The sequence below is a fragment of the Pseudomonadota bacterium genome (assembly GCA_018823135.1).
GTDB lineage: Bacteria > Desulfobacterota > Desulfobulbia > Desulfobulbales > CALZHT01 > JAHJJF01.
The window spans coordinates 1-24,657 of record JAHJJF010000072.1; the positions used below are offsets into that span (position 1 = coordinate 1).

The 24,657-nt window shown below is 48.1% G+C and carries 23 protein-coding genes and 1 pseudogene; 14 read left to right on the plus strand and 10 right to left on the minus strand.

Annotated features, from left to right (window positions below):
* From KKE17_07675 to KKE17_07720, 10 genes are all read left to right on the plus strand, one after another.
* A partial coding sequence (locus tag KKE17_07675; GenBank protein MBU1709865.1) for a nicotinamide-nucleotide amidohydrolase family protein occupies positions 1-762 on the plus strand: 762 nt, incomplete at its 5' end.
* Between the two features lie 648 nt (positions 763-1,410).
* Positions 1,411-2,442 (plus strand): recombinase RecA, encoded by a 1,032-nt coding sequence (gene recA / locus KKE17_07680; GenBank protein ID MBU1709866.1) that lies wholly within the window; start codon positions 1,411-1,413, stop codon positions 2,440-2,442.
* A gap of 173 nt (positions 2,443-2,615) precedes the next feature.
* Positions 2,616-5,258 carry an alanine--tRNA ligase gene (gene alaS / locus KKE17_07685; GenBank protein MBU1709867.1) on the plus strand — a complete coding sequence of 881 codons (2,643 nt, stop codon included), beginning with the start codon at positions 2,616-2,618 and terminating at the stop codon, positions 5,256-5,258.
* A 156-nt stretch (positions 5,259-5,414) separates the two neighbouring features.
* A complete protein-coding gene (locus KKE17_07690; GenBank protein MBU1709868.1) occupies positions 5,415-5,840 on the plus strand; it encodes an ATP synthase F0 subunit B in 426 nt (141 codons plus the stop codon).
* A gap of 2 nt (positions 5,841-5,842) precedes the next feature.
* A complete protein-coding gene (locus tag KKE17_07695; GenBank protein ID MBU1709869.1) occupies positions 5,843-6,460 on the plus strand; it encodes an ATP synthase F0 subunit B in 618 nt (205 codons plus the stop codon).
* Positions 6,457-7,008: a F0F1 ATP synthase subunit delta gene (locus KKE17_07700; GenBank protein MBU1709870.1), complete on the plus strand. Its 552-nt coding sequence runs from the start codon at positions 6,457-6,459 to the stop codon at positions 7,006-7,008. Before KKE17_07695 ends, KKE17_07700 begins: the two co-directional genes overlap by 4 nt.
* A gap of 2 nt (positions 7,009-7,010) precedes the next feature.
* A complete protein-coding gene (gene atpA, locus KKE17_07705; protein ID MBU1709871.1) occupies positions 7,011-8,531 on the plus strand; it encodes a F0F1 ATP synthase subunit alpha in 1,521 nt (506 codons plus the stop codon).
* A 30-nt stretch (positions 8,532-8,561) separates the two neighbouring features.
* The gene (atpG, locus tag KKE17_07710) at positions 8,562-9,431 is read left to right on the plus strand and encodes an ATP synthase F1 subunit gamma (GenBank protein MBU1709872.1); all 870 of its coding nucleotides are present in this window, start codon (positions 8,562-8,564) and stop codon (positions 9,429-9,431) included.
* Positions 9,432-9,476: 45 nt separating this feature from the next.
* Positions 9,477-10,913: a F0F1 ATP synthase subunit beta gene (atpD, locus tag KKE17_07715; protein ID MBU1709873.1), complete on the plus strand. Its 1,437-nt coding sequence runs from the start codon at positions 9,477-9,479 to the stop codon at positions 10,911-10,913.
* An 83-nt stretch (positions 10,914-10,996) separates the two neighbouring features.
* Positions 10,997-11,413, plus strand: a complete 417-nt coding sequence (locus tag KKE17_07720; GenBank protein ID MBU1709874.1) for a F0F1 ATP synthase subunit epsilon — start codon at positions 10,997-10,999, stop codon at positions 11,411-11,413.
* 73 nt (positions 11,414-11,486) lie between these two features.
* Here KKE17_07720 and KKE17_07725 read toward each other — a convergent pair whose 3' ends face one another.
* Complete coding sequence (locus KKE17_07725) at positions 11,487-11,960, minus strand: chemotaxis protein CheX (protein ID MBU1709875.1); 474 nt, start codon at positions 11,958-11,960, stop codon at positions 11,487-11,489.
* A gap of 345 nt (positions 11,961-12,305) precedes the next feature.
* On the opposite strand from KKE17_07725, the gene KKE17_07730 reads away from it, so the two are divergent.
* Positions 12,306-13,721, plus strand: a complete 1,416-nt coding sequence (locus tag KKE17_07730) for an NAD(P)-dependent oxidoreductase (GenBank protein ID MBU1709876.1) — start codon at positions 12,306-12,308, stop codon at positions 13,719-13,721.
* Between the two features lie 156 nt (positions 13,722-13,877).
* Here KKE17_07730 and KKE17_07735 read toward each other — a convergent pair whose 3' ends face one another.
* Positions 13,878-14,963 (minus strand): alkene reductase, encoded by a 1,086-nt coding sequence (locus KKE17_07735; protein ID MBU1709877.1) that lies wholly within the window; start codon positions 14,961-14,963, stop codon positions 13,878-13,880.
* A gap of 268 nt (positions 14,964-15,231) precedes the next feature.
* On the opposite strand from KKE17_07735, the gene KKE17_07740 reads away from it, so the two are divergent.
* Positions 15,232-15,921 (plus strand): triose-phosphate isomerase, encoded by a 690-nt coding sequence (locus tag KKE17_07740; GenBank protein MBU1709878.1) that lies wholly within the window; start codon positions 15,232-15,234, stop codon positions 15,919-15,921.
* An 83-nt stretch (positions 15,922-16,004) separates the two neighbouring features.
* Positions 16,005-16,712, plus strand: coding sequence for a DUF599 domain-containing protein (locus tag KKE17_07745; protein ID MBU1709879.1), 708 nt, complete (start codon positions 16,005-16,007; stop codon positions 16,710-16,712).
* Positions 16,713-16,755: 43 nt separating this feature from the next.
* Here KKE17_07745 and rimK read toward each other — a convergent pair whose 3' ends face one another.
* The 8 genes from rimK to KKE17_07785 all read right to left on the minus strand — a co-directional run bounded on the left by rimK (position 16,756) and on the right by KKE17_07785 (position 22,907).
* The gene (gene rimK, locus KKE17_07750; protein ID MBU1709880.1) at positions 16,756-18,159 is read right to left on the minus strand and encodes a 30S ribosomal protein S6--L-glutamate ligase; all 1,404 of its coding nucleotides are present in this window, start codon (positions 18,157-18,159) and stop codon (positions 16,756-16,758) included.
* 25 nt (positions 18,160-18,184) lie between these two features.
* Positions 18,185-18,559, minus strand: a complete 375-nt coding sequence (locus KKE17_07755) for a NifB/NifX family molybdenum-iron cluster-binding protein (GenBank protein MBU1709881.1) — start codon at positions 18,557-18,559, stop codon at positions 18,185-18,187.
* Positions 18,560-18,833: 274 nt separating this feature from the next.
* Complete coding sequence (locus KKE17_07760) at positions 18,834-19,364, minus strand: DUF1456 family protein (protein MBU1709882.1); 531 nt, start codon at positions 19,362-19,364, stop codon at positions 18,834-18,836.
* A 60-nt stretch (positions 19,365-19,424) separates the two neighbouring features.
* Positions 19,425-20,159, minus strand: coding sequence for an NYN domain-containing protein (locus tag KKE17_07765; protein MBU1709883.1), 735 nt, complete (start codon positions 20,157-20,159; stop codon positions 19,425-19,427).
* Between the two features lie 95 nt (positions 20,160-20,254).
* A complete protein-coding gene (gene msrA / locus KKE17_07770) occupies positions 20,255-20,845 on the minus strand; it encodes a peptide-methionine (S)-S-oxide reductase MsrA (GenBank protein ID MBU1709884.1) in 591 nt (196 codons plus the stop codon).
* Positions 20,846-20,913: 68 nt separating this feature from the next.
* Positions 20,914-21,222: a hypothetical protein gene (locus KKE17_07775; protein MBU1709885.1), complete on the minus strand. Its 309-nt coding sequence runs from the start codon at positions 21,220-21,222 to the stop codon at positions 20,914-20,916.
* Between the two features lie 187 nt (positions 21,223-21,409).
* A complete protein-coding gene (locus tag KKE17_07780) occupies positions 21,410-22,348 on the minus strand; it encodes an NAD(P)H-binding protein (protein ID MBU1709886.1) in 939 nt (312 codons plus the stop codon).
* A 34-nt stretch (positions 22,349-22,382) separates the two neighbouring features.
* A complete protein-coding gene (locus KKE17_07785) occupies positions 22,383-22,907 on the minus strand; it encodes a hypothetical protein (GenBank protein MBU1709887.1) in 525 nt (174 codons plus the stop codon).
* Positions 22,908-23,777: 870 nt separating this feature from the next.
* On the opposite strand from KKE17_07785, the pseudogene KKE17_07790 reads away from it, so the two are divergent.
* A pseudogene (locus KKE17_07790) lies at positions 23,778-24,591 on the plus strand (RNA-directed DNA polymerase (Reverse transcriptase)).
* Positions 24,592-24,657: the final 66 nt, after the last annotated feature.

Below are 24,657 nucleotides of genomic sequence, written 5' to 3' on the forward strand. Positions count from 1 at the left end.
CACCTTGAGGCGATGCCGGATAATCACTCCCGGGGGGTGTCTCAGAAAGTATATAAGGTTTTTGGTCTCCCTGAGACCGAGGTGAACAGTAAACTCAAGGATATCGAAAACAAGGATGAACGTATCCGCATCGGCTATTACCCGGTGTTTCCGGAAGTGCATGTCAGTATAACGGTTCTCGGTGGATCACAGGAAGAAAGCGACAGCCTTTTTCAGCAATATGATGCGGAAATTGTCCGCATTCTGGGGGATTGTGTTTTTGCAACCGACTCGGAAACCATGGAAGAGATAATCGGTAATCATTTGACTTCCCGGCAGAAGACACTGGCGGTGGCCGAGTCCTGTTCCGGGGGGCTGATATCCCATAAACTGACCAAGCGTCCCGGGAGTTCAGTTTTTTTTGTCGGCGGGGTTGTGGCATACAGCAATGATCTCAAACAAAATATTCTTGGTGTAGACAGTGAAATCCTTCTGAAATATGGAGCGGTCAGCGCTGAAACCGTCAGGGCCATGGCAGATGGCGTAAAAAGGATAACCAAGGCCGACTATGCTCTTTCCGTGACCGGCATTGCCGGACCCACCGGTGGCACCGGAGAAAAACCGGTGGGCACAGTGTACATCGGTCTTGCGGCAGAAGGCGGGATTGAAGCATATCGCTATCATTTTTCCGGGGACCGCTGGCAGGTTCAAGCCATGACCTCCATGGCCGCTCTTGATTTGTTGCGGCGGCAAATGCTCGGCTTGCAAATGAAAATCGACTAGCCCACGTTTCTCGTGGACACGTCTCCACCAATGATCAAGGGCTTTAAATTACACGGGTCTCAGATAAATTGTCTGAATTTTGAAAAATCAGCGGCTTAAAATACAGCAACCAGCAACCCTGGGTAAATGTCCGCCAAAGGCATCCCGATAGAGCCGCAACTCCTATGGCTCAGGTTGTTTGGCATATGCATATATAGCCGAACAACCTGTTTCGTGGATCTGCTACTCGTCTCGGTTTGTGAGAAAAGCGGACTAGCCAGGAAATATTCGGACCAAGAGGATTTTCCGGTTGCCGACTCTCGTAGTCCATGGTAATTCCCATGTATAATTTATTGCTATTGAGAATATGCAATCGCAGGTGATTTGTAGATCCGCCATGGTCGGGAATGTTCCTTTCTTGCTGAAACTGAGCTGCTGCAGGATGCAATTTCCTGTCAGCACGGTGCAGTTGTCATCATTCTGTGACCGTGGGCATTCAAAAAGCTCAATTATGATGTTATGTGTAAAAAGATTGATTTCATAAAGTTATTGCCTTGTAACAGGTAGAACCGGTGCGGTGGACCTTTTGCTGCAGCGATTTTTTACCGAGTCCATCATTTATGATAAACGGAAGATTTTATAACCATATGCGTTCATGGAGAGAATGAAATGACCACGGCTGAAGGGAAAAATAAATCACTTGATTCGGCAATTATTCAAATTCATCGACAGTTTGGCAAAGGGTCCATAATGCGCCTGGGCACCGATGAAAGAGAGGCTGTGCCGGTGATATCTACCGGGGTGCTGAGTCTGGATATCGCCACCGGAGTGGGCGGAGTGCCAAGGGGGCGGGTGACGGAGATATATGGCCCGGAATCGTCAGGCAAGACGACAATGGCCTTGCATATGATTGCCGAGGCCCAGAAGGCAGGCGGGGCAGCGGCATTTATCGATGCGGAACATGCCTTTGATGTCGGCTATGCTGAGAGGCTTGGGGTCAACGTTGACGACCTTCTGGTGTCGCAACCTGATTATGGCGAGCAGGCCCTGGAAATTGCCGAGATCCTGATCCGCAGCGGCGCGGTGGATATAATCGTTATCGATTCGGTGGCCGCCCTGGTCCCCAAAGCGGAGATTGACGGAAACATCGGCGACACCCATGTCGGCCTGCAGGCCCGGCTCATGTCACAGACCATGAGAAAGCTCACCGGCATACTTAAAAAAACCAACACCGCGATCGTTTTCATCAACCAGATCAGGATGAAGATCGGGGTTATGTTCGGGAATCCCGAAACCACACCTGGCGGCAACGCGTTGAAGTTTTACAGCTCCCTGCGTTTGGACATAAGAAGAATTGCTGCAATCAAGGACGGCCAGGAGGTGATCGGCAATCGGACCAAGGTGAAAGTGGTTAAGAACAAGATGGCGCCGCCGTTTAAAATCTCTGAGTTCGATATAATCTTTGGCGAGGGCGCCTCAAGGGAAGGGGATCTCCTTGATCTGGCCGCGGAGCATGACATTATCGAAAAAAGCGGCGCCTGGTATTCTTACGATGGCGAACGAATCGGTCAGGGCCGGGAAAACTCCAAGTCCTTTTTAAGGGAGCATCCAGAAAAAACAGCGGAAATCGAACAAAAGGTTCGTCTCGGTTTCGGGCTTGTTCCGGGCAAGGAAGCAGCGAAGCCGAAATCGGAAGAATAAAGAAACAACGCGATACGTTTTTTTGAGCTCAAAGAAAGGGGAAATCCCGGCCTTTGAGCTTTCGCCGTTGAAGATAAATTGTTTTTAATGCGGGCGCAGATGAGGGATAGACGAATAGTCCCCCGTTCTGATCTGCCTGAGCAGTTATAAAAAATAAGCAATCGGAACCAGATATGAAAGGCAGCGAAATAAGGGAAAAATTCCTCAGGTTTTTTGAAGAAAACGGCCACACAAGAGTCAAGAGTTCGTCCTTGGTTCCTCAGGATGATCCGACCCTCCTTTTTACCAATGCGGGAATGGTGCAATTCAAAAGGGTTTTCATGGGCGAGGATAAAAGGGATTATGTCACTGCGACAACATCCCAGTGCTGTGTGCGGGCCGGCGGCAAACATAATGATCTGGAAAACGTCGGCTATACGGCCCGGCATCATACTTTTTTCGAAATGCTCGGGAATTTTTCTTTTGGCGATTATTTCAAAGAGGATGCCATCCGTTATGCATGGGATTTTCTAACCAGGATCATCGGACTTCCCAAGGACAAGCTCTGGGTTTCTGTTTTTGAAGAGGATGACGAGGCTTTTGCTCTCTGGGAGAAAATCGACGATCTGCCCAAGGGCAGAATTATCCGGCTGGGGGAAGCGGATAATTTCTGGGCAATGGGCGATACCGGTCCCTGCGGGCCATGCTCGGAAATCCTCATCGATCAGGGACCTGCGATGAGTTGCGGGCCGGATTGCAAAGCCGGCTGCGACTGCGACAGATTTCTTGAGTTGTGGAATCTGGTGTTCATGCAATTTTATAGGGACGAGTCCGGAAAAATGACGCCGCTGCCCAAGCCAAGCATTGACACCGGCATGGGGCTTGAGCGCATTGCCGCGGTTGTCCAGGGCAAATTCTCTAATTATGATTCCGACCTGTTCAGTGGGATAATCCACAGAATTGCCGCAACCACCGGCAAGAAATACGGCGAAGACCCCAGGATGGATACTGCAATGCGGGTCATTGCCGACCATGCCAGGGCAACAACGTTTTTGGTGGCGGACGGGGTGTTGCCGTCAAATGAGGGACGGGGGTATGTGCTGCGGCGCATCATGCGCCGGGCGATTCGTTACGGCAGGGCATTGGGACTTCATACGCCGTTTCTTGCCGGGATCATCGCGACGGTTGTGGATGAGATGCAGGCAGGATATTCCCATATCAGTGATGCCCGGGAATTGCTCAATAAGGTAGTGCAAAACGAGGAAGTACGGTTTCTGGAAACCATTGATCACGGCCTGGCAATGCTTCATGAAGAAATTGAACGATTGTCCGGAGCAGGCGAGCAGACGGTTGCCGGCGAGTTTATTTTCAAATTATATGACACCTTTGGTTTTCCTGTGGATATTGTCCGGGACATTGCCCTGGAAAAAGGCATGACCGTTGATGAGGCCGGTTTCCATGCCGCCATGGAGGTTCAAAAGCAGCAGTCCAGAAAGTCCTGGAAGGGAAAAAGCCTTGCGGAAAAGGGCTCAGGTATTCGGGAGCTTCTCGACCAGGGGATCAAGAGCAGATTTGTCGGCTATGACACGCGCCGGCATCATTCCGAAATTATTACAATCCTCAATGAAAAAGCCGAGAAGATTGCCGCAGCTCAACAAGGCGATAAAGTCTCGATAGTCTGTCCTGAAACACCATTTTATGCAGAGTCCGGCGGGCAGATTGGTGATCAGGGTGAAATTGCCGGGCCCCAGGGCAAAGCCCAGGTGCATGATACGGTTAAGGCCGGGGACGGATTAAGCATTCACCTGGCAACCGTCATTGAAGGCAGTTTCAAGCAGGGGGATGCGGTTGAGCTTAAGGTGGCTGAAAGCAGGCGCCAGCGTATAGCGAATAACCACACGGGTACACATCTTCTTCATGCTGCGCTCAGGAATGTTTTAGGCGAACATGTCAAGCAGTCCGGATCACTTGTCGAAGTTGATCGGCTTCGCTTTGATTTTACGCATTTTTCTCCGATTACCCCTCAAGAAATAAAAAAAATCGAGGCAATCGTCAATGACGAGATCAGGGCAAACACCAATTTACAGACAAACCTTTTTGATCGGGATGAGGCAATTAAATCAGGGGCCACCGCCCTGTTCGGCGAAAAATACGACGAAAAAGTGCGGGTGGTTTCCGTAGGAGCGTTCAGCAAGGAACTCTGCGGTGGAACCCATGTCGGTGCCACCGGCGAGATCGGCCTTCTTAAAATAACCGGCGAGACCGGCATCGCCGCAGGGGTCAGAAGAATTGAGGCGGTAACAGGACCTGAAGCCTTTCAGAAATTTCAGGAAATCGAAGGGGCGCTTATTGGAATTGCCGACGAATTAAAAACAACGCTTCCAGATATTTCCGTCAAACTTAAAAAAATTCTCGCCAGGCAAAAGGAGTTGGAAAAAGAGGTAAGCCTGCTCACCGCCAGAATGGTTATTGCTGATATTGACTCGATGATTCAGAATGCAAAAATAATCGACGGCGTTCGGGTCATTTCCGAGATGATTCCTTTGGATTCGCCCAAAACATTGCGAGAGGTCGGTGACCGCATCCGCGATAAAATGGGCTCGGGAATTGTCGTCTTGGGCGGAAAACTTAATGAAAAAGTTGCTCTATTGGCAATTGTCAGTAAAGACCTTACCAAAAAATTTCATGCCGGAAATATAATTAAGGAAATAGCCTCCACGGTAGGGGGCAGTGGCGGTGGTCGTCCTGACATGGCACAGGCTGGGGGCACATTGGGCGATAAATTGCCTGAGGCCTTGTCAAATGTTTTTGAAATTATAAAAAAACAGGCAAACTGAAAAAAAAACGGCAGTGAAGGTAAAAAACACAGTTTGATATTTGTTTGAGATAAAAATGTTGACAGGCAAAACAGAATCTAGTATTCACCATTTTTAAATAAATGAAGAGCCATTCATTTTTTATCCGGAAAAGATTGAACACGAAGGAGCTTTTATATGATTGATATAGATATCACCATGCCCATACAGATAGCCAATATTCTGTTTCTCATTGTGATTATGAATATTGTCCTCTATAAACCAATCCGGACCATTCTCGAAGAAAGGGATAAAAAAATAGCCGGTCTTTCCAATGATGTCAGTACATTTAACAAAAACGCTGAATTAAGAATTGAAGAATTTGAAATCAAGCTTAACGAGGCGAGAATCAAGGCAAAAGCAGAATTAGATGCGGCTCGCGGGACTGCTCAGGCCACAAGCGCTGAAAAAGTCGCTGGGATTCGTAAAGCGTCTGATACTGCCAAGGCTGAGCAGATGGCCCAGATCCAAACGCAGTTTGCCGGAGCGCAGCAGGAATTAAAAGGCCAGGTAAAAGGATTTGCAAACGAGATGGCGTCCAAGGTGCTGGGGAGGACTGTATAAAAATGTCTACGAATAATTGGAAAAAATATGTAATCCCCGCACTGACTTTCTCTGTGCTATTGGTTGCTACCGCAATTGCATTTGCCTCGGGCGGTGGAGAGGGGGCCGGTATTACTGGAGAGGGTGGTAGCCTTTCACATGCGAAGCAAATGGATTTTCTGTGGCGCGTTCTGAACTTTACCGGCCTGGTGATTATTCTGGTCTGGGCGCTCAAAAAGCCTCTTGTCAATACACTCGGCAGCAGACGACAGGCTATCAAGGATCAGTTTGAAGAGCTTGATGCCCGGAAGGCTGAAGCAGAGCAAAAATATAAAGAATATGATGCCAAGCTTGCCAGCATTGACTCTGAGGTGTCCAGTATCATTGGAGCCGCTGTTGCCTTGGGCGAGGCGGAGAAACAACGCATAATTAAGGATGCCGAAAGGGCTGCCGGAGACATTAAGAGGCAGGCTGAGATGGCAATACAGCAGGAACTGGCCCAAGCCAAACGCCAACTTCGTGAGGAGGTTGCTGAGCAGGCTGCAGCCATGGCTGAGGAAATACTCAGGAAGAATCTCCAGGAAGCCGACCAGAGTAGACTGGTTGAAGATTACCTTGAAAAGGTGGGGGCTTTACAGTGAGGAATACAGTATTAGCAAAAAGGTACGCCAAGGCATTATTTGCCGTAGGCAAGGAAGAAGGGGAAAGCGCATTTGATGAGTACTGCGAGGCGCTGAATGAACTGGCCAAGTTGTACGTCAGTCATCCAGAGGTTAAAGACGCTCTCACCAATCCGATGTATCCGCTTGATGTTCGTTCCAAAGTGATGGAGCATCTCGCGAAGGCTTTTCAAGCCTCTAAAGTTATGTCAAATTTTATGAACCTTCTGGTTCAGAAAAAACGGGCCGATGTTCTGCCTGATATTGCCGAAGCATTTAAGGCAATGGTGGATGCGGATCGGAATATAAGTCAGGGGACTGTCGTTTCAGCAACTGAGTTGTCCGATGACCTTAAGGTGAAGGTCAAAGCGACACTTGAAAAATTAACCGGCAAGCAAGTTGTTCTTACGAGCCAGGTTGACCCCTCCGTCATTGGTGGCATCATTGCCAGGGTCGGGGATCTAGTGCTGGACGGGAGTATTAAATCGCAACTCGCGGGTTTAAAAGAATCCATAAAGGGGAGTGAATAGCAATGCAGATTAAAGCTGAAGAAATAAGTCAAATCATCAAGGGACAGATCAAGGATTACGAAACACAGGTTGATCTGAGTGAAACCGGAACCGTTATCTCAGTTGGTGACGGAATTGCGCGCGTTCATGGCGTTGAGAATTGTATGGCCATGGAACTCCTGGAGTTCCCCGGTGGAATTCTTGGTTTGGCCCTTAACCTTGAAGCAGACAATGTCGGTTGCGCGATTCTTGGTGACGTAAGGCATATCAAGGAAGGCGATACGGTTAAACGTACCGGTAAGATCGCTGAGGTTCCTGTTGGGCCTGAAATGGAAGGCCGTGTTGTTGATGCAACAGGAAAACCCATTGACGGACTGGGTCCCATTAATGCTAAGCTATCCTCAAAAATAGAGGTTCTTGCTCCAGGTGTTATCGCCAGAAAGGGTGTTCATCAACCCTGTTATACAGGTGCTAAAGCCGTTGACGCCATGACCCCGGTTGGCAAGGGACAGCGCGAACTGGTCATCGGCGATCGTCAGATCGGTAAAACAGCTCTCTGCGTTGACGCGATTATCGCTCAGAAATACACTGATGTTCATTGTATTTATGTCGCCATCGGTCAGAAAAAATCAACAGTGGCCTTGGTTGTTGAAGCGCTTCGTAAGCACGGTGCGATGGAATTCACCACAGTTGTCGCGGCATGTGCCTCCGATCCTGCACCCATGCAGTACGTTTCAGCTTTTGCCGGCTGCGCCATGGGCGAGTATTTCCGTGACAACGGCCAGCATGCCTTGATCATTTATGATGATCTTTCAAAACAGGCTGTTGCCTATCGTCAGTTGTCACTTCTTCTTCGGCGTCCACCCGGACGTGAAGCGTTTCCCGGAGATATTTTCTTTAACCATTCTCGATTGCTTGAGCGCTCTGCGAAAGTGAACGATGAGCTCGGCGCCGGATCACTTACCGCCCTGCCGATCATCGAAACCCAGGCAGGTGACGTTTCAGCTTATATTCCCACTAACGTTATTTCAATCACCGACGGTCAGGTTTACCTGGAGCCCAGTCTTTTCTTTGCGGGTGTTCGCCCGGCGATCAACGTTGGCCTTTCAGTTTCGCGAGTAGGTGGTGCAGCTCAGGTAAAAGCCATGAAGCAGGTTGCAGGTACCCTTCGTCTCGACTTGGCACAGTATCGTGAGCTTGCAGCTTTTGCTGGTTTCGGTTCCGACCTCGATGCAGCAACTCAGGCGCAATTGAATCGCGGTGAACGGTTGGTTGAAATTCTCAAACAACCTCAGTATCAACCACTGCCAATGGAAAAGCAGGTATCAATTCTTTTTGCCGGAACAAGAGGCCATCTGGATTCTTTGCCGGTTAATACCCTGGCCGAATTTGAAACTCTGCTTTATTCCCATATTGAGCAGAATGCGCCGGCCATCTTTGATACCCTTCGCGAAAAAGAGATAATCGACCCTGCCCTTGAAGAGCTGATGAACACTACAATCAAGGCGTTCGCTGAAACATTCAAGGCTTCTAAGGGCCTTTAATACTGATTTCTTCCAGACGGGGTAAATCCAATGGCTAGTCTAAAAGATGTCAAAAATCAAATTGGTGGTGTGAAGAAAACCTCACAGATCACCAAAGCCATGAATATGGTTGCTGCTGCCAAGTTGCGTGGCGCCCAGCAGAAAATGGTGGATTTTCGCCCTTATACGGCGAAGTTCAACGATGCCATGAGCAGTCTGTCTGCCAACATGGATTCAGGCCAATTTCCGCTCATGGAGTCCCGAGAAGTCAAGACTGTTGAGTTGCTTGTTGTGACTTCCGACCGAGGTCTCTGCGGCAGTTTTAATAGCAACATTTTAAAAGTGGCTGAGAAAATGATGCGCCGCTTTGAAGAAGAGGGTAAAAAAGTTACCCTCGTTTGTGTCGGCAAGAAAGGGGCTAGATATTTCAATAAAACCGGTAAAGTTCGGCAGAAGTTTCCGGACATTATGGGTACCTTTCAAATGTTTAACGCCCGTGCCATTGCGCAGGACGTTGCTGCAAATTTTCTCGCCGGGGACGCTGATGAAGCGCACGTTGTTTATAGCAGGTTTCATAGTGTTGCTTCCCAGAGACCAGAGACCGAGCTTCTCTTACCTGTACGTCCGGTTGCAGGGGAAGCAGTAGCAAGCAAAACATCGGGCGATTATATTTATGAGCCGAGCACCGGAGAAATCATGGAGGTTCTGCTCCCTCTTTATCTTAATGTTATGGTCTATCATGCCATGTTGGAAGTCGGCGCAAGTGAACATGCCGCACGGATGTCCGCAATGGATAATGCAACCACAGCTTGTAAGGACATCATCAGTAATTTGACTTTGATTTATAATAAGGCCAGGCAGTCTGGTATTACATCAGAGCTTATGGATATTGTCGGCGGCGCAGAGGCCTTAAAAGGATAAAGATAAAAGTTCAATTTAAATACATGTTGAGGAGGCGTGAAGCCAATGAGTGCAGAACAGACAGCAGGAAATGTAGGTAAAATAGTCCAGGTCATCGGCCCAGTTGTTGACGTCGAATTTGAGCCAGGTCAATTGCCGGCTATTTTGAATGCCCTTGGGGTTTCCAATAAAGGGATTAATGATCAGGAAGGTAACCTGATCATTGAGGTTGCACAACATCTGGGTGACAACGTAGTCCGTTGCATCGCCATGGATCAGACAGACGGCTTGATTCGCGGGCAGAGTGCTACAGACACCGGAAAGCCAATCGAAATTCCTTGTGGTGCGCCTGCACTCGGCAGAATCATGAATGTTGTCGGTCGCCCGGTTGACGGATTGGGACCAATTAATTCCGACAAACTAAGAGCTATTCATCGATCGGCCCCTGCATTTACCGACCAGGATACGGAAGTTAACGTTCTTGAGACCGGTATTAAAGTTATCGACCTGCTGGTGCCTTTTCCTCGTGGTGGTAAAATGGGACTGTTCGGCGGCGCTGGTTGCGGCAAGACGGTTATCATGATGGAAATGGTTAATAATATTGCCATGCAACATGGTGGTATTTCGGTTTTCTGCGGTGTTGGTGAGCGTACCCGTGAAGGAAACGATTTGTATCATGAGATGAAGGAATCCGGTGTACTTCCGAAAGCAGCACTCGTTTACGGACAGATGACAGAACCTCCAGGAGCGCGTGCTCGTGTTGCGCTGACCGGTCTTTCAGCTGCTGAATATTTCCGCGATGAAGAAGGCCAGGACGTTCTGTTTTTTGTTGATAATATTTTCCGTTTCACCCAGGCTGGCTCCGAGGTTTCGGCGCTTCTTGGTCGTATTCCTTCTGCGGTTGGTTATCAGCCGACGCTGGGTACCGACCTTGGAGAATTGCAGGAACGTATTACCTCCACCCATAAAGGGTCAATTACCGCTGTTCAGTGCGTATACGTGCCTGCCGATGACTTGACCGATCCCGCGCCGGCAACCACTTTTGCCCATCTTGACGGTACAGTTGTTCTTTCCCGTCAGATCTCCGAGCTGGGAATTTATCCTGCGGTTGATCCCCTTGATTCAACTTCAAGAATCCTTGATCCTAACGTTGTCGGTGAAGAGCATTATTTGACAGCTCGTGGCGTTCAGGTTTCTTTGCAGAAATATAAAGATCTGCAGGACATTATAGCCATTCTTGGTATGGACGAACTTTCTGAGGAAGATCAGATTACTGTAACCAGAGCCCGCAAAATTCAGCGCTATCTCTCACAACCTTTTACCGTTGCTGAAGTATTCACTGGAATGAAAGGTGCTTATGTGAAAATTGCTGATACGGTTCGTGGTTTTAAAGAAATTCTCGAAGGCAAGCATGATGACCTGCCGGAAACTGCCTTTTATATGGTTGGTTCAATAGAAGAAGCAGTCGCAAAGGCCGCTAAAGCTAAATCCAAGGCCGCATAAAACTTGAGGATACTTATCTTTTAAAAGCAGGAAAATACACTTAGATTTTTCTGTCTGATTTACAGAGTTGAGGATCTATAAAAATGTCTGAAAAAATACAATTGGAAGTGGTAACCCCGAAAGGTGCTGTTGTAAGCGAAGCAGTAGATATTGTAACTGCTCCCGGCTTTGCGGGCGAGTTCGGTGTTTTAGCGAATCATGCACCTTTTCTGAGTACGATTAAAACAGGAGTTCTTGTTTTCAAAAATCAGGGAAACGAGAATCAAATGATGGTAAGCGGTGGTTTTTGCGAGGTTTCAAATAATAAAATAACGTTTCTGGTTGAGGCAGCTGAATTAGGAACCAATATTGATGTTGATCGGGCTCTGCGGGCCAAGGAACGTGCTGAAAAACGACTTGCAGAAGCTGTACAACAAAGAGAAAAAATTAATCTCGTACGGGCTGAAGCTGCTTTACAAAGAGCTCTTGCACGTTTGAAGGTTGCAAAACGCGATCATTAATTTATTGTTTAATAAGCAAAAAAAAGCCGCCTTTTTTAGGCGGCTTTTTTTTTATGATGTCAGGAAATGAACTTTATTTTTTTTCATCCAAATGGGCTTCCACGACGAACGGACCTTTTTCGGTGCTAAAGGGAATAACGATAGTCGGAATGTTGGAAAAGTGGGATATTTCAACACCTTTTCCGACTATCATGGTCGGGGTGGCGAGATCAAATTTATGGTTCAGCTTTGCAAGATCGGCCTTAGCCCCGCCGCAAATCATGTTGGTGAGTTCACCCACCGCATCGACAATTTCCGCATCAATCTTAGTTTTTGGCTCTTCCATCAACATGTTGGCAACGATATCGATGATGCAAGACTCGCTAAAACTTAAAATCATCGTTCCGGCAATGTTTTCAGAAGCCATGCCGATAATGCCGGTTACTTCACCGTAAGTTACGGTATTATCTTTAAGTTTTGGCTTGAGCGCGGTTACTTTTGTTTGCGCCATGGTTTCTATGACATTTTTTACAGCGTTTAAAAAAGGATTGATTAATTCGGCCTTCATTTTTTCCCTACCCCGGCAACTCTGGAAAACCCCACTACCGCTTGAAAGTAACAAGTCTAAGGCATGTCCTTAGAAGTTTCTGAAAGAGGGATTTTTGAATTTACTTGATTGTATAAATTCTCATTATGTTGAGCTAAGTCAGCTGATTTGTCAAGGGTGAAGGGGGATTTTTTGCCAGAAAGAGAGAGCATCACAGGGTTTTTTTTGTGTAGAACTTAATACTGAAAAAAATAACTTAAAAAGCATGCTAAAACATATTACTATCATGTGCTTTAACTTAGTGGAATCGCTCATTGTAATCACTATATGCAATGAGCGATGTGTACAAAATATCAGGAGGGAAGAATGAAGCCAAAAGAAAGACTGGAAATACCACGGCAAAAGCCAAAGGAGCTTGGTGTTGCCCAGCGAATTAGTAATTTTGATGAGGTTGTATTCGGATTTGACCACGAAACTGCGGTTCGGGAAGCAGAGCGCTGTCTGCAATGCAAAAAACCAAAATGCCGGGATGGATGCCCCATTCATAATGATATTCCGCGCTTTATTTCCTTGTTACGAGAAGGCAAAATTGAAGAAGCGTATTGGGCGGATCGGGAAACCAATTCAATTCCGGCGGTCTGCTCGCGGGTCTGCCCGCATGAGTTTCAGTGTGAAGGATCCTGTATCCGTGGCAAAAAAGGTGACGCGGTTGCCATCGGTATGCTTGAGCGCTATATCGTCGACTGGATGGTTGCCAACAATAAAAACATGCTCAAGTCCTGTGCGCTTCCTAAAGATAAAAAGGTGGCAATAGTTGGATCAGGTCCGGCCGGAATGACTGCGGCGTTTGTCCTTGCCCATGTCGGATATCCCTGTACTATTTTTGAAAGCCTGCCAAATTTCGGTGGTATGCTGGCGGTGGGAATTCCCGCTTACCGGCTGCCCCGTGATATCATTAATGCTGAGTTTGATGCCTTGAAAAATTGTGGCGTTACAGTAGTCAACAATACTACCATTGGAAAGGATATCACCCTGGAGCAGCTCAAAGATAACGGCTTTGAGGCTGTTTTTATCGGCGTCGGGGCGCATGCCAGCAGAAAGCTCGGAGTGGAAGGTGAGGATTTGCCTGGGGTGATCCACGGCGTCGATTACCTGCGCCGGGTAAATCTTGGTGAGAACCTGAATCTTGGCAGAAATGTAGTGGTAGTTGGCGGTGGAAATGTTGCAATAGATTGCGCAAGAACTGCGCTCCGCACCGGTTCAGATAAGGTTTTTATCCTCTATCGCCGATCAAAGCAGGAGATGCCGGCCTCCATGGCGGAGATACACCATCTGGAAGAAGAGGGGGTGAAAATCGAAATGCTTGCCGCACCGGTAAAAATACATGGTGATAACGGCAAACTTACAAAAATAGAATGTATTCGCATGGAACTTGGTGAGTGCGATGCCTCCGGGCGCTGTCGTCCGGTTCCGGTTGGCGGTTCCAATTTCATGATTGAAGCGGATGCGATTATTCCGGCGATCAGTCAGGATGTCGATGATACGGCCAGCACCGGCACTGACTTTGAGATGTCTCGCTGGGGCACCTATGAGGTTGATGAGATTACCATGCAGACCTCTGTTCCCGGCATTTTTGCCGGCGGTGATGGAGTGCTTGGGCCGCAGACCGCTGCCAAAGCAGTATATCAGGGCAACGAAGCTGCGGAATCGATTATTCGTTTTCTTGAGGGAAGGGATCTCAAGGAAGGCCGTGTGCCAGAACCTGAGGAAGAAAAGAAATAATTCGCTGATTTTTTACATAAACAAACTCTTTATCATTCAAAAATCCGGAATGAGGTGACATTGTCATTTCTTCCGGATTCTTCCGTTATACGGGAGGAGATGTTTCCTTTCAATCATGTTCATTTATTCTAATCAGTGGACCCTATCAGGGCAGGATTATTTATACGGCGCATAATCGGTATAGCCTGCAGGCCCCGGCGTATACCACAGCGACATGTCTTCAGCAGGGTTCAGCGGCCAATTATTTTTGAATCGTTCAGGCAGGTCCGGGTTGCTGATAAAGGGGCGGCCAAAGGCGATTATATCGGCAGAGCCCTCAGCGATTCGCTGTTCAGCCGTTTCTTTGGTATAGCCGCAATTGCCGATAATTATTCCCTGATAGGCAGGCCTGAATTCCGCCAGGGTCATTGGTTCACCCTTGTCATGAAATCCAAAAGCCAATCCGTCCATGATATGCAGATAACCCAGTTTGAATTTGTTTAACTCTTGCACTGCATAAAGATAGGTCTCCCAAAAGTCTTCACTGCCCATATCATTAAAAACGCCGTTTGGCGAAATCCGGGCACCCACCTGTTTTGGTGACCAAACCTCAAGCACCGCTTCAAGGATTTCGTTAAAAAAACGGAATTTATTTGCAGGGCTTCCACCGTATTGGTCATTGCGGAGATTTGTTTTTGAATCAAGGAATTGATTAATCAAATAGCCGTTGGCGCCATGCACCTCTACCCCGGAAAAACCGGCTGCCTTGGCATTTATCGCTGCCTTGTAATAATCATTCACGATTGATTTGATTTCAGTCACCGTGAGGGCACGAGGTGTCTCGTAAGGTTTGTTGCCGAGGGGGGTGTGGATGTGGTCGCCGTTCAGTTTTACCGCCGAAGCAGAAACAGGGAGATCGCCATTATGGAAATCACTGTGCGAGGCTCTGCCGCAATGCCATAGCTGTAGAAAAATGGGGGTGCCGGTTGGTTTGAGTTTATCGGTGAGTTTCCGCCAGCCCGCAACCATCGTATCATTGTATATTCCCGGCGAATCAATCCAGCCGATGCCCTGTTCTGAAACCACTGTCGCCTCGGTGATCAGCAGTCCGGCGCCGGATCTCTGAAAATAATAATCAGCCATCAAGTCGTTGGGGATACGATCCTTGCCCGCCCGGCCTCTTGTCATTGGCGCCAGGGCGATTCTGTTTTTCAGGCGAAGGGTTCCAATGGACAGGGGTTCAAACAAGCTGCTGGTTTTCATGGGATCTCCTTCATGGTCAGATTGTTTTACAGTATATTTTTGATGGTATGGCCAAAGACGAAAGAGAGTCAAGGTTGATTTGCGAAGACTATTGTCAAATCTCAAGAAAGTGTTTGACTCTGTTGGCAAGCTTGTACATTCTAAAGGAGATGAAAGGGTTCTTTTGTTACTCAGCAGAGTAAGGGGAGAATGGACCAAAGAAATATCTGCTAAAAGCCTGTTGTTACGGCAAACAAATCAGATCCCGCCAGGGATTCAGGAGTAATGTATGACGAGATATGTGCTGGCAAACTGGAAGTCCCATAAAACCTTGTCCGAAGCTGAGGCATGGCTTGAAAAATTCTCACAGCTGTACCTTCCGCACCCGGAGGTAGAGGTGATACTTGCCCCACCGGCATTATACCTTCTGGCGCTGCGGCAGAAATTACAGAAATATAAAATTGCCCATATGACCCTGGCAGCACAGGATCTGTCGCCATTCCCGCTGGGCGCCTATACCGGGGCGATAGCCGCTGAAATGCTGCGAAACAGGGTGGCCTTTGCTCTTCTCGGTCATTCGGAGCGGCGACGGTATTTTCATGAAACAGACCAGGATGTTGCCAATAAGGTCAGCGAGGCTCAGTCCGCCAATATCAGGCCAATCGTCTGTGTCGATCTGCCCTATGCCAGGTCTCAGGTGGCTGCCCTGTATGATGGTCTTGGCGATCTGCTTATCGGCTATGGCCCGGTTGAGGCCATGGGTATTGGTATTCCCCAATCTCCGGCAAAGACAAGGGCGGCAATAGAGGGGATTCAGCAAGTCGCCCCGGGTACACCTGTCCTATATGGTGGCTCGGTTAACAAGGATAACGCCGGTGATTACCTGCGGATTGCCGGTGTAGCCGGGTTAATGGTGGGGACCGCAAGCCTTGATCCCGAGGAGTTTGCACTGATCTGCAAGACAGCCTCGCTGATCTGAAATGACGCAGAACAAGCAACAGGAAATTCCAGGCAGTGGGTGATTGGGGTTACGGTAGGATTTATTCTTCCAGGGGGTTGGGTATGTCAGCTTTTGATGTTTTTGGAGAGTGGTTCTCACAATTTGCTTCTGCCGACTGGATTGCCCTGGGGCTGTATCTTTCAGGTCTCTTTGGATACCGTTATTTTCTTGCATTCATGCTCAGAAACCGGCCCCACAGTCTCTTTCTCGGCAAACTGCAGGAGTATCGAAATGCCTGGATCGGAGCCTACTCCGGCGGCAAGGAAGGCATTGTCGTTGTCCAGACCCTCAGGAACATGATCATGAGTGCCTCATTTCTGGCCTCCACCGCAGTAATTCTGATCATGGGGGCGCTGAACCTGTTGCCTGGTCTGGGGGCGACGGCAAGGGTCGCCGATTTTGCCGGGGCATCGAATGACTCGCTGACAGGGTTTAAGGTGCTGCTGATCATCATTATCCTGTCCTATTCATTCTTTAAGTTCACCTGGTATATCCGCGAGGTGAACTATATGTCCGTTATTTTGAACATTGCCAAGGACAAGCTGGACGAAATCGAAGGCGGCGATTCCACCCCGGACATTGCCAGGATGTTTCTCACCTCCGGCATCCATTTTTCACTCGGTGTCAGGGGGTATTATTTTCTGGTCCCTCTGCTCATGTGGTTTTTCAGCCCGATCCTGATGAGCATCGCTTCTGTGCTGATCGTCTATATTCTGATCCGGAGGGATCTGGGACCGGAGGTCAGGTTGACGGGCAAACAGAAAGGGTAACGGCATTGAAAGGCGAGCGCCTAATCATGGAATAAGGTGGTTATCATTTAAGTTTTTCATTGCTGAGTTTTCTTTTCCAGCCGAGTTTTTTCTCGATGGATGAGATCATCATGCCGGCGATGTCTTTTCCCGTGGCGCCTTCAATACCCTCCAGGCCCGGCGAAGAATTTACCTCTAATAACAGCGGCCCTCTTTTTGACCGGATAATATCCACGCCGGCAAAGGTCAAACCCAGGATCTTGGACGCCTTTACCGCAAGCATTCTTTCCCGAGGGGTAATCTTGACGACGGACGCTGATCCGCCCTGATGCAGATTTGCCCTGAATTCACCGGGAGCTGCCTCCCGTTGGATTGCTGCAACCACCTTTCCATCAACCACAAAGCATCGAAGATCCTTGCCGCCGGCCTCTTTAATAAACTCCTGGACCAGTAAATTGGCCCGAAGCGCCTTGAAGGCATTGATAACACTCTCCGCGGCTTTTTTTGTCTCGGCAAGGACGACGCCTCTACCCTGAGTTCCTTCCAGTAATTTAACGATCAGCGGCGCGCCGCCAACCATTTCAATCAGATCATTGGTATCAATTGGGGAATTGGCAAAGCCGGTGGTCGGGATATTGATGCCGCTTTTAAGCATTAATTGCAGGGCGTATAATTTGTCTCGGGATTGGGTTATTGAAGAGGATGAATTTACCGTAAGCACGCCCATGCTCTCGAATTGTCGGGCCAGGGCACAGCCATAAAAGGTGATGCTGGGCCGGATTCGGGTTATGGCAGCATCCAGCGTGTCAAGAATTATGCCGCCGCGATAATGCGCTTCCGGCTCCACGGCATCCAGTTTCATGTAACATTGTTTGATGTCGAGAAACTCCATTTCATGGCCGCGTTCTTCACCGGCCTCAAGAATCCGCTGGTTGCTGTAAAGGTCCGGGTTGCTTGCCAGGAGACCAATCCGCAGGCCACTCTTTATCTGCGCCCTTTTCTCATAATGCTCGTTGAGGGCGCTGACTGAAACTTTGCCCAGGCAGAAATTGAGCGATGGGTCGACAATCATGCGGCCACTCATTGCTTCACGACCCAGGAGCATCCGGTAACCCATGGAATCCCGGTTGGCCAGGGTCAGTTCCACGTCCCAGGCTTCAAGGCCGATCTTCAGTGTCGTGGCAATTACATAGCGGGTTTCAGATATGCCGCTGGAGCTCTTTACGATCCGCTTATCAATGATCGGTTTTTCACAACGAATAACCGCTCGGCGATTATTCTGGAGGGGATGGGCTTCAAAGCTCACCCAGGACTCGCCGTTTTTTCTGAATTTCTGGATATTAAACGCATGGATTGACGATGTTTTGGCGCCGGAATCCACCCGCGCCTTGATCGCCGGGATGCCAAGATCCGGAAAGGCACACCACTCTTCACAGCCGATGATAATTTTTGGTTTATTTTCTTTCATGGATTTTTATCGCAGCATCGCTGCATCAGTGGACACATCCGCCGGCATGACCACCACAGGCATGCTCCACAGGAATTTCAGCGATTGCCTTGTTTTCAAATAATCTGATATTGTCCTGAACCGTGCCCTTTGAAGCCCTGTAGACCTTTATTCCCATGCCGTTGAGCTTGTTGATGGCGCCGGCTCCAATGCCGCCGACGATGACCGCGTCAACCATTTTGCCGTCTAAGGCTTTCAGGGGGTTGCACTTGCCATGGGCATGGCCCAGGTCCTGATTGTTAATTGTCTTGATTGATTTTGTTTCGGTATCAAAGACAACAAAGATCGGCGCTGAACCAAAATGACTGAACACCTCACTGTCTAATCCCTGATCTGATTCAACGGGAAAACATATTTTCATTGGTATTATCCTTTTGTTTTGATTGGTTTTTTTAAAAATGGCTGGCTAATCGGACAGTTCCATTCGTGGACGGAAGGTGCAACTGCAACGTTGGAATTAATAGCAAAGAATACCTTATTCGGTGATTTAAAGCCGAGATATTTTTGAGGGTCAGTACATTCTTTGCTCATGAGGGGGAAGGTATTGACCTGGTGGGTGGATTTGCCGGCCGGGTTGAAGAGCTTTCAATCCAGCGCTTTTGAAAATATTGTCGTCCCGGTCCAGAATCCCGCTTTCAATCAGGGGCGGGGCGATATTTACGCTGCAGACCTTTGAGAAAATTACGTAGAATCTGATCCTTGCATTCACGGTAATGTTTGTGCCCCGGTTTTCGAAAAAACGCACTTAATTCGTGTTTGCTCATGCCGAATTCCGCCTGGTCCATAATAGCCAACACATCATCGGCTTTGAGGTTTAAGGCGATTTTTAATTTCATGAAAACGATATTGTTGGTCAAGCGCGTCTCGGGCTCGGGTTGCGGCTTTACGGGTTTGGCGCGTTTAATGATGTTGTTGGATAAACGCTTTTCCGGCTCAGGGTGTGGCATTTCCTTTTTGCCGCGTTTTTCGATAATCAAACCATTGAGGAAAATTGCCAGCAGATTATCGCTGCATTCCTGATATGCCGGATCATCATCTTTTTTTAACCAGTCGCTGATCTGCTGCCTGGATACCGGATGATCAGCCTGGCCGAAGATCGCAATCATTTTCGAATCGTCAAAATTGAATGTATAGCGGATGCTGCGTAAAATGTCGTTATTGGTCATAGGTAATGTCCAGATCTGAACGGCAGGAGTCGCCCGATGGCTTGCTGCCTGGTTTTCAAACTATTTGTTTCGTTTATCACGGACATAAAGGGCCTTTGAGTTGCTGGAACCTATCTGCCTTTCTTCCGTGTCAAACAGCTTTGTTGCTGAAACCAGCTCACCCAGTTTGCCATAGCCGTAATTGCGTGGGTCAAACTCAGGCGCCTGTTTCGCAATAGTACTGCCGACAGTTGCAAGATGGGCCCAGCCGCTTTCATCGGAGGATGCTTCCACCGCATTACGCAGGAGGTTAACCAGCTTAGTATCGCCTTTCAGGTCGATGCTGGATTTTTTGACAATCGCTTTAGTTTCATCAGTCTTTGCTCGCAGAACCTCTGTGTAAATAAATTTGTCACAGGCTGAAACAAAAGGGGACGGCGTTTTCTGCTCGCCAAAACCATATACCAATAGTCCTGACTCTCTGATTCTTGACGCCAGCTTGGTGAAATCGCTGTCACTGGATACAATGCAGAATCCGTTAAAGTGACTGGTGTACAACAGGTCCATCGCGTCAATTATCATTGCGCTGTCCGTGGCATTTTTTCCTTTTGTGTAGGCAAATTGCTGCACGGGCTGAATGGAATGCTGCAAAAGGACCTCTTTCCAGCCTTTCAGGCCAGGCGTTGTCCAGTCGCCATAGATTCGTTTGACGCTGGCAATCCCGTAATTTGCGATCTCGGCCAGCAAACTATCCACAATGCTCGGTTGGGCATTATCGGCGTCGATGAGGACGGCTAATTTGGCTGTGTTTTCCATAGTGTTAGACCTTTAATTGTTTGTAGTGGGTATTTATGTATTTCTCCATTATCATTGCTCTTATGACACATTTCCGGGGTTTCTGCTCAAACATTTCAATGTGTTGCTCTGTCCCCCCAGATGTCTTTTAAGCGTTTATCGCGTCCGCAATTCCAGCGATAGCCTTTATAGCGGATCGGGTTGTTTTTATAATAATCCTGATGAAAGCTTTCATTGCCTTGAATGGGATAAAAAGTTGATGCGTCAAGAACCGGCGTTACAACTTTTTTGCCGGGAAATTGCTCGATAACTGCCTTTTTGGATTGTTCCGCAAGTTGTCGTTCGGCTTCATTGGCCACGAAAATGGCGCTCAGATAGCTCGACCCCTTATCACAAAACTGTCCCCGCGCATCAAAGGGGTCAATGTTTACCCAAAAATGGTCCAGCAATTCTTTATAGCTGACCTTTTGCGGGTCATAGGTTATTTCAACGGCTTCATAATGGCCTTGATGATTGCCGTTGTAGGTTGGATTTTTCAACGTGCCGCCGGTAAACCCGGAGACCACATTGGTTACCCCTGGAAGTGTTTCAAAATCCGACTCCATGCACCAGAAGCAGCCGCCGGCCAAGATGGTTGTATCAGCTGCGGCAATAGATGCGCAGGGTAAAAGAATAGTTAACACAAAGAGCACCAGTTTGTTTTTCATCAGTTTCCTCCTTTCAATGCAGTTGCTTGCACAATTCCCGGGAAATCTGCAAAGCAATGGATTCAAGATTAAAGATTTTTGCGGTAAGACGTTCGGTAATTCCTTGAAAACCGCAAGGCGATGAAACAATAGAGCACGCCGATAATATAGCCGCCGATTCTTCCCGATCCCAAAACAAGCCCACCCGGGAAAAGGATTACATAGATGACCAGCCCGACGATAATTGCCTTGGCAAGGGTAAACAGAAACAGATTTTTATCCTTATATTTCCTGAAATAGCTGTCATCGATCTCTTTGTCTTGAACTACCAGAAGAATAAAAAATATCGATTCAGCGATGAAGGCGATGAGGAGTATAAGAGAAAAAATAGTCTGCATTTTTGGGCCTTGTGATTGCGAATTGTTTTTGTATTACAGTGGCTGCCAAACAGCTAATTGTCAAGCCTGCCCGTTTTTGGGTTCTCTGTGTAAGTCCCTAATAAAAAAGCCCTAGTTCTCACCAGGGCTTTTTATTTCAGGATTATTATTTAAGACAAGGAGTGCAAGTCTCTGCTTCGTAGTGACTTCAAACGGCGTACGCTGATTCCCGGTTAACTCTGCGGGAAAGCTCACTGGCATATTTCATCCCGACAATGTCGCTGTTTATCTGGACCCATTGAGAGAGCTTCGTCTTTCCTGTGGGTTGGGTATCAACAGCCAGAAGGTCGGACATCAATCCTTTAATTTCTTCTTTGGTGACAACAACGTCTTTGACAAACTTGCTTATGCAATATCCCGTCACATACCCCAGAAGGGGAGACACGGAAACAATGGGTTTACTTGTGCCGATAATATCGCCGATTTTTTCAATCAGTCCTTTATAGGTATATGTTTCGGGACCGATGGCGTTTATTGTGGCATTCTCCTTCCGTTGCCCTTCGAGTACGGCCAGTTCCGCAAAATCCCTCACATAGATCGGTTGGACCCGGTAACTGCCGTAGCCAAAAACAGGGAAAACAGGCAGTTTTCTGAGCAACCAGGCAATATTATTTATGAGAATATCCTCCCGACCAAATAGAACCGCCGGGCGCAGAATGGAATAGGCCACCCCGCTTTTTTTCAGCTCCTCTTCAAGTACTGCCTTGCCTTGAAAATATTCCAGCTCGGAGTCCAGGGAAGGGTTGGTGATACTGACATGAACAATTTTTTTTACGCCTGCCTGCCTGGCTGCTTCAAAAAGGGTCAGGGTGTTTTTAACGGCGTTTTGGTGGGTGAAAAGCTTATGGTTAAACCTGACCCAGTACGTGTTGTAGAGAACTTCAATTCCCTGGAGTGATTCGACAAGTTTTTCCGGTTGATCGAAATTGTATTGATATGCCTTGATCCGATCACCAAAGTGATTTTGCCTGGAAACGGAATTGGTAAGAGTGATGACGCTGTGTTTTTTTTTGAGAAGAATTTCCGCAATATATTTTCCTGTGAAGCCATAGGCCCCGGTCACGGCATGCAATTCTTGTTTTTTCATACTATCACCTCTTTCTGTAATTGTTCACTGCCGATCATTTTCCAAACTTGCCAAGCACGCCTGACCGCATGTCGTCAACGGCGATGATCGTGGCAACAAGCTTGTCAAGGCTTTCAAAAAATTGATTGAGGGTTTTGAGGCGATCTTCATAGAACAGGGTTAGTTCCTTTTCGCCAGGGTCAGGAATACTGTTGCGGACAATATCGAGGCTTTCTCCGACGGATTTAATCGCCCGGTCAAATTCGTTTTTTTCTCTTTCTCGCAGAATGCCTTTGATGATCTTCCAGAAATCCGTTTCAGCGCTGTAATAATCCTTGCGGTCGCCCATCTTAATGATTTTATGCACTACACCAAGCCGTTCCAGATTGCGGATATTCGTGCTCACCGCACCTTTTGTAACCCCTACCTGTTCCACGATTTCATCAAGGCTCAACGGGGCCGGCGATAAGTAAATTGTGCCGAACATTGCTCCCATGGCCTTGGGAAATCCCCAGAAAGTTGTGATTCGGCTTATTCCCTGGATAAAATTTTCTTTTGCTGTAGTAAGATCCTGGCTCATGGTGGGCTCCTGTTTTGTGTAGAACGTTTAGTTCAATCTAAATAAACTGTATCGCAATCTGCGCAGCATGTCAAATTTCTTTTAATTTTCTTTAAGATAAATGTATTTCTTTGGAAATTTCTGTGGGCTTTTCGGGCATTCTTTTGTCATGCGGTGGCAATAACAACTCCATTGCGTTTTCACGGGATAAAGTCGTTTCGGTGGGCCTTTAAAAGGTGTATGCTCATTATCTCTGGCAGGATGTTTTGGGGGACGTGGTGAATCGGGGGTGAACGGTATCAGGCAAGGTTTCCAGAATAATCTTTAGTTATGATGAAAGAAGCGTTGTTACGTATAGTTGGCATCAATTGAACGTCTGAAAATTGGTATTATGTCCGTACGCAGTAACAGTTGTTAATTCAACGGGTTAAAGTCCCGTCCGGGGAATTATCCGTTCACCCCGGTAGTTCAAGGGAGCGGCGTTTGAGTAATCAAGGGTCGTAAGTTCCCAATTGGCAAAGCAGCAGGCCGTAACGAAAGTGAACCTATATGTAGCCTCGTTAAACTCAACTGAAGATGCCGACCCAGTGGACACATGGGGAAGGCCGAAGCACCTGGGCCTGGAAAACGGAATCGGCCCATGTGGTCTTTCGGGGTAGCAGGGATGGCATGTTGCGGAGGAATAACAACCCAGTGCTGGAGACCCGATGTGGTTAAGCTTGAGGAACATCAACCGGCGTGTATAAGGAGACGAAATCACGCTGGGCCGTATCGGGAGTCGGAGGGGCTCATAGTACCGTTTGAAGGCGTGGGACAACATAACCCGGCCCGAGGGAAGGAGCCCTGCTTTGTTCATGCAACCGAAGAGCGGAGGATAGAGGGATTGCAGAAATGCTAAAAACCCCGGAGAATATCAGGACGCTACAGAGGAAGCTCTACCGCAAGGCCAAGCAGGAACCAGCCTGCCGCTTTCACGCCTTGTATGACAAGGTCTATCGGGCAGAGATCCTCAGTCATGCCTATGGCCTTGTTCGCGCCAAAAAGGGGTGTGCCGGCATCGACGGTGTCACCGTTGCTGGCCAATCTCTACCTGCACATTCTAGACAGGAGCTGGGAGCGGCACGGACTACAACAACGACTTGGTGCCCGCATCGTCAGGTACGCTGACGACATTGTCATCCTCTGTCGGAGAGGTAAGTCCGAGCAGGCCATGGCCGTGTTGCAGCAGATCCTGGAACGGTTACAACTGAGCCTGAATGGGGCAAAGACGAAGGTCGTCGATGCCTTTGCCGGGAAGTTCGACTTCCTTGGGTTCACAATCTGGATGGGAAAAGGCAGGAAAACAAGGAAGCATTATCCCCATGTCCAACCTTCGAAGAAAGCCGAGCAGAGAGTCAAAGACCGAATTACCGAGCTCACGAAACGAGAGCGGACGATCATGCCCCTTGAATGGGTGGTGAAGGAAGTTAACTCCATGCTCAGAGGTTGGGCTGGCTACTTTCACTACCGTAACTGCAGCCAGTCGCTGGGCCGGATACGAAATCACTTGGAACAGCGGCTGATTACCCACCTGCGCAAGCGGCACAAGGTCAGAGACAGGAAAACAGGCTACGTCAGGTTTCCAAACAGAGCATTGTATGAAAAGTACGGCCTGTACAAAGTGCCGACATCAGCGGCTTGGACGAAGGCGCATGCCCTGCGGTGAAGAACATCGGAAAGCCGTGTGCGGGAAAACCGCAAGCACGGTTTGATGAGGGGAGGTTGATGAATG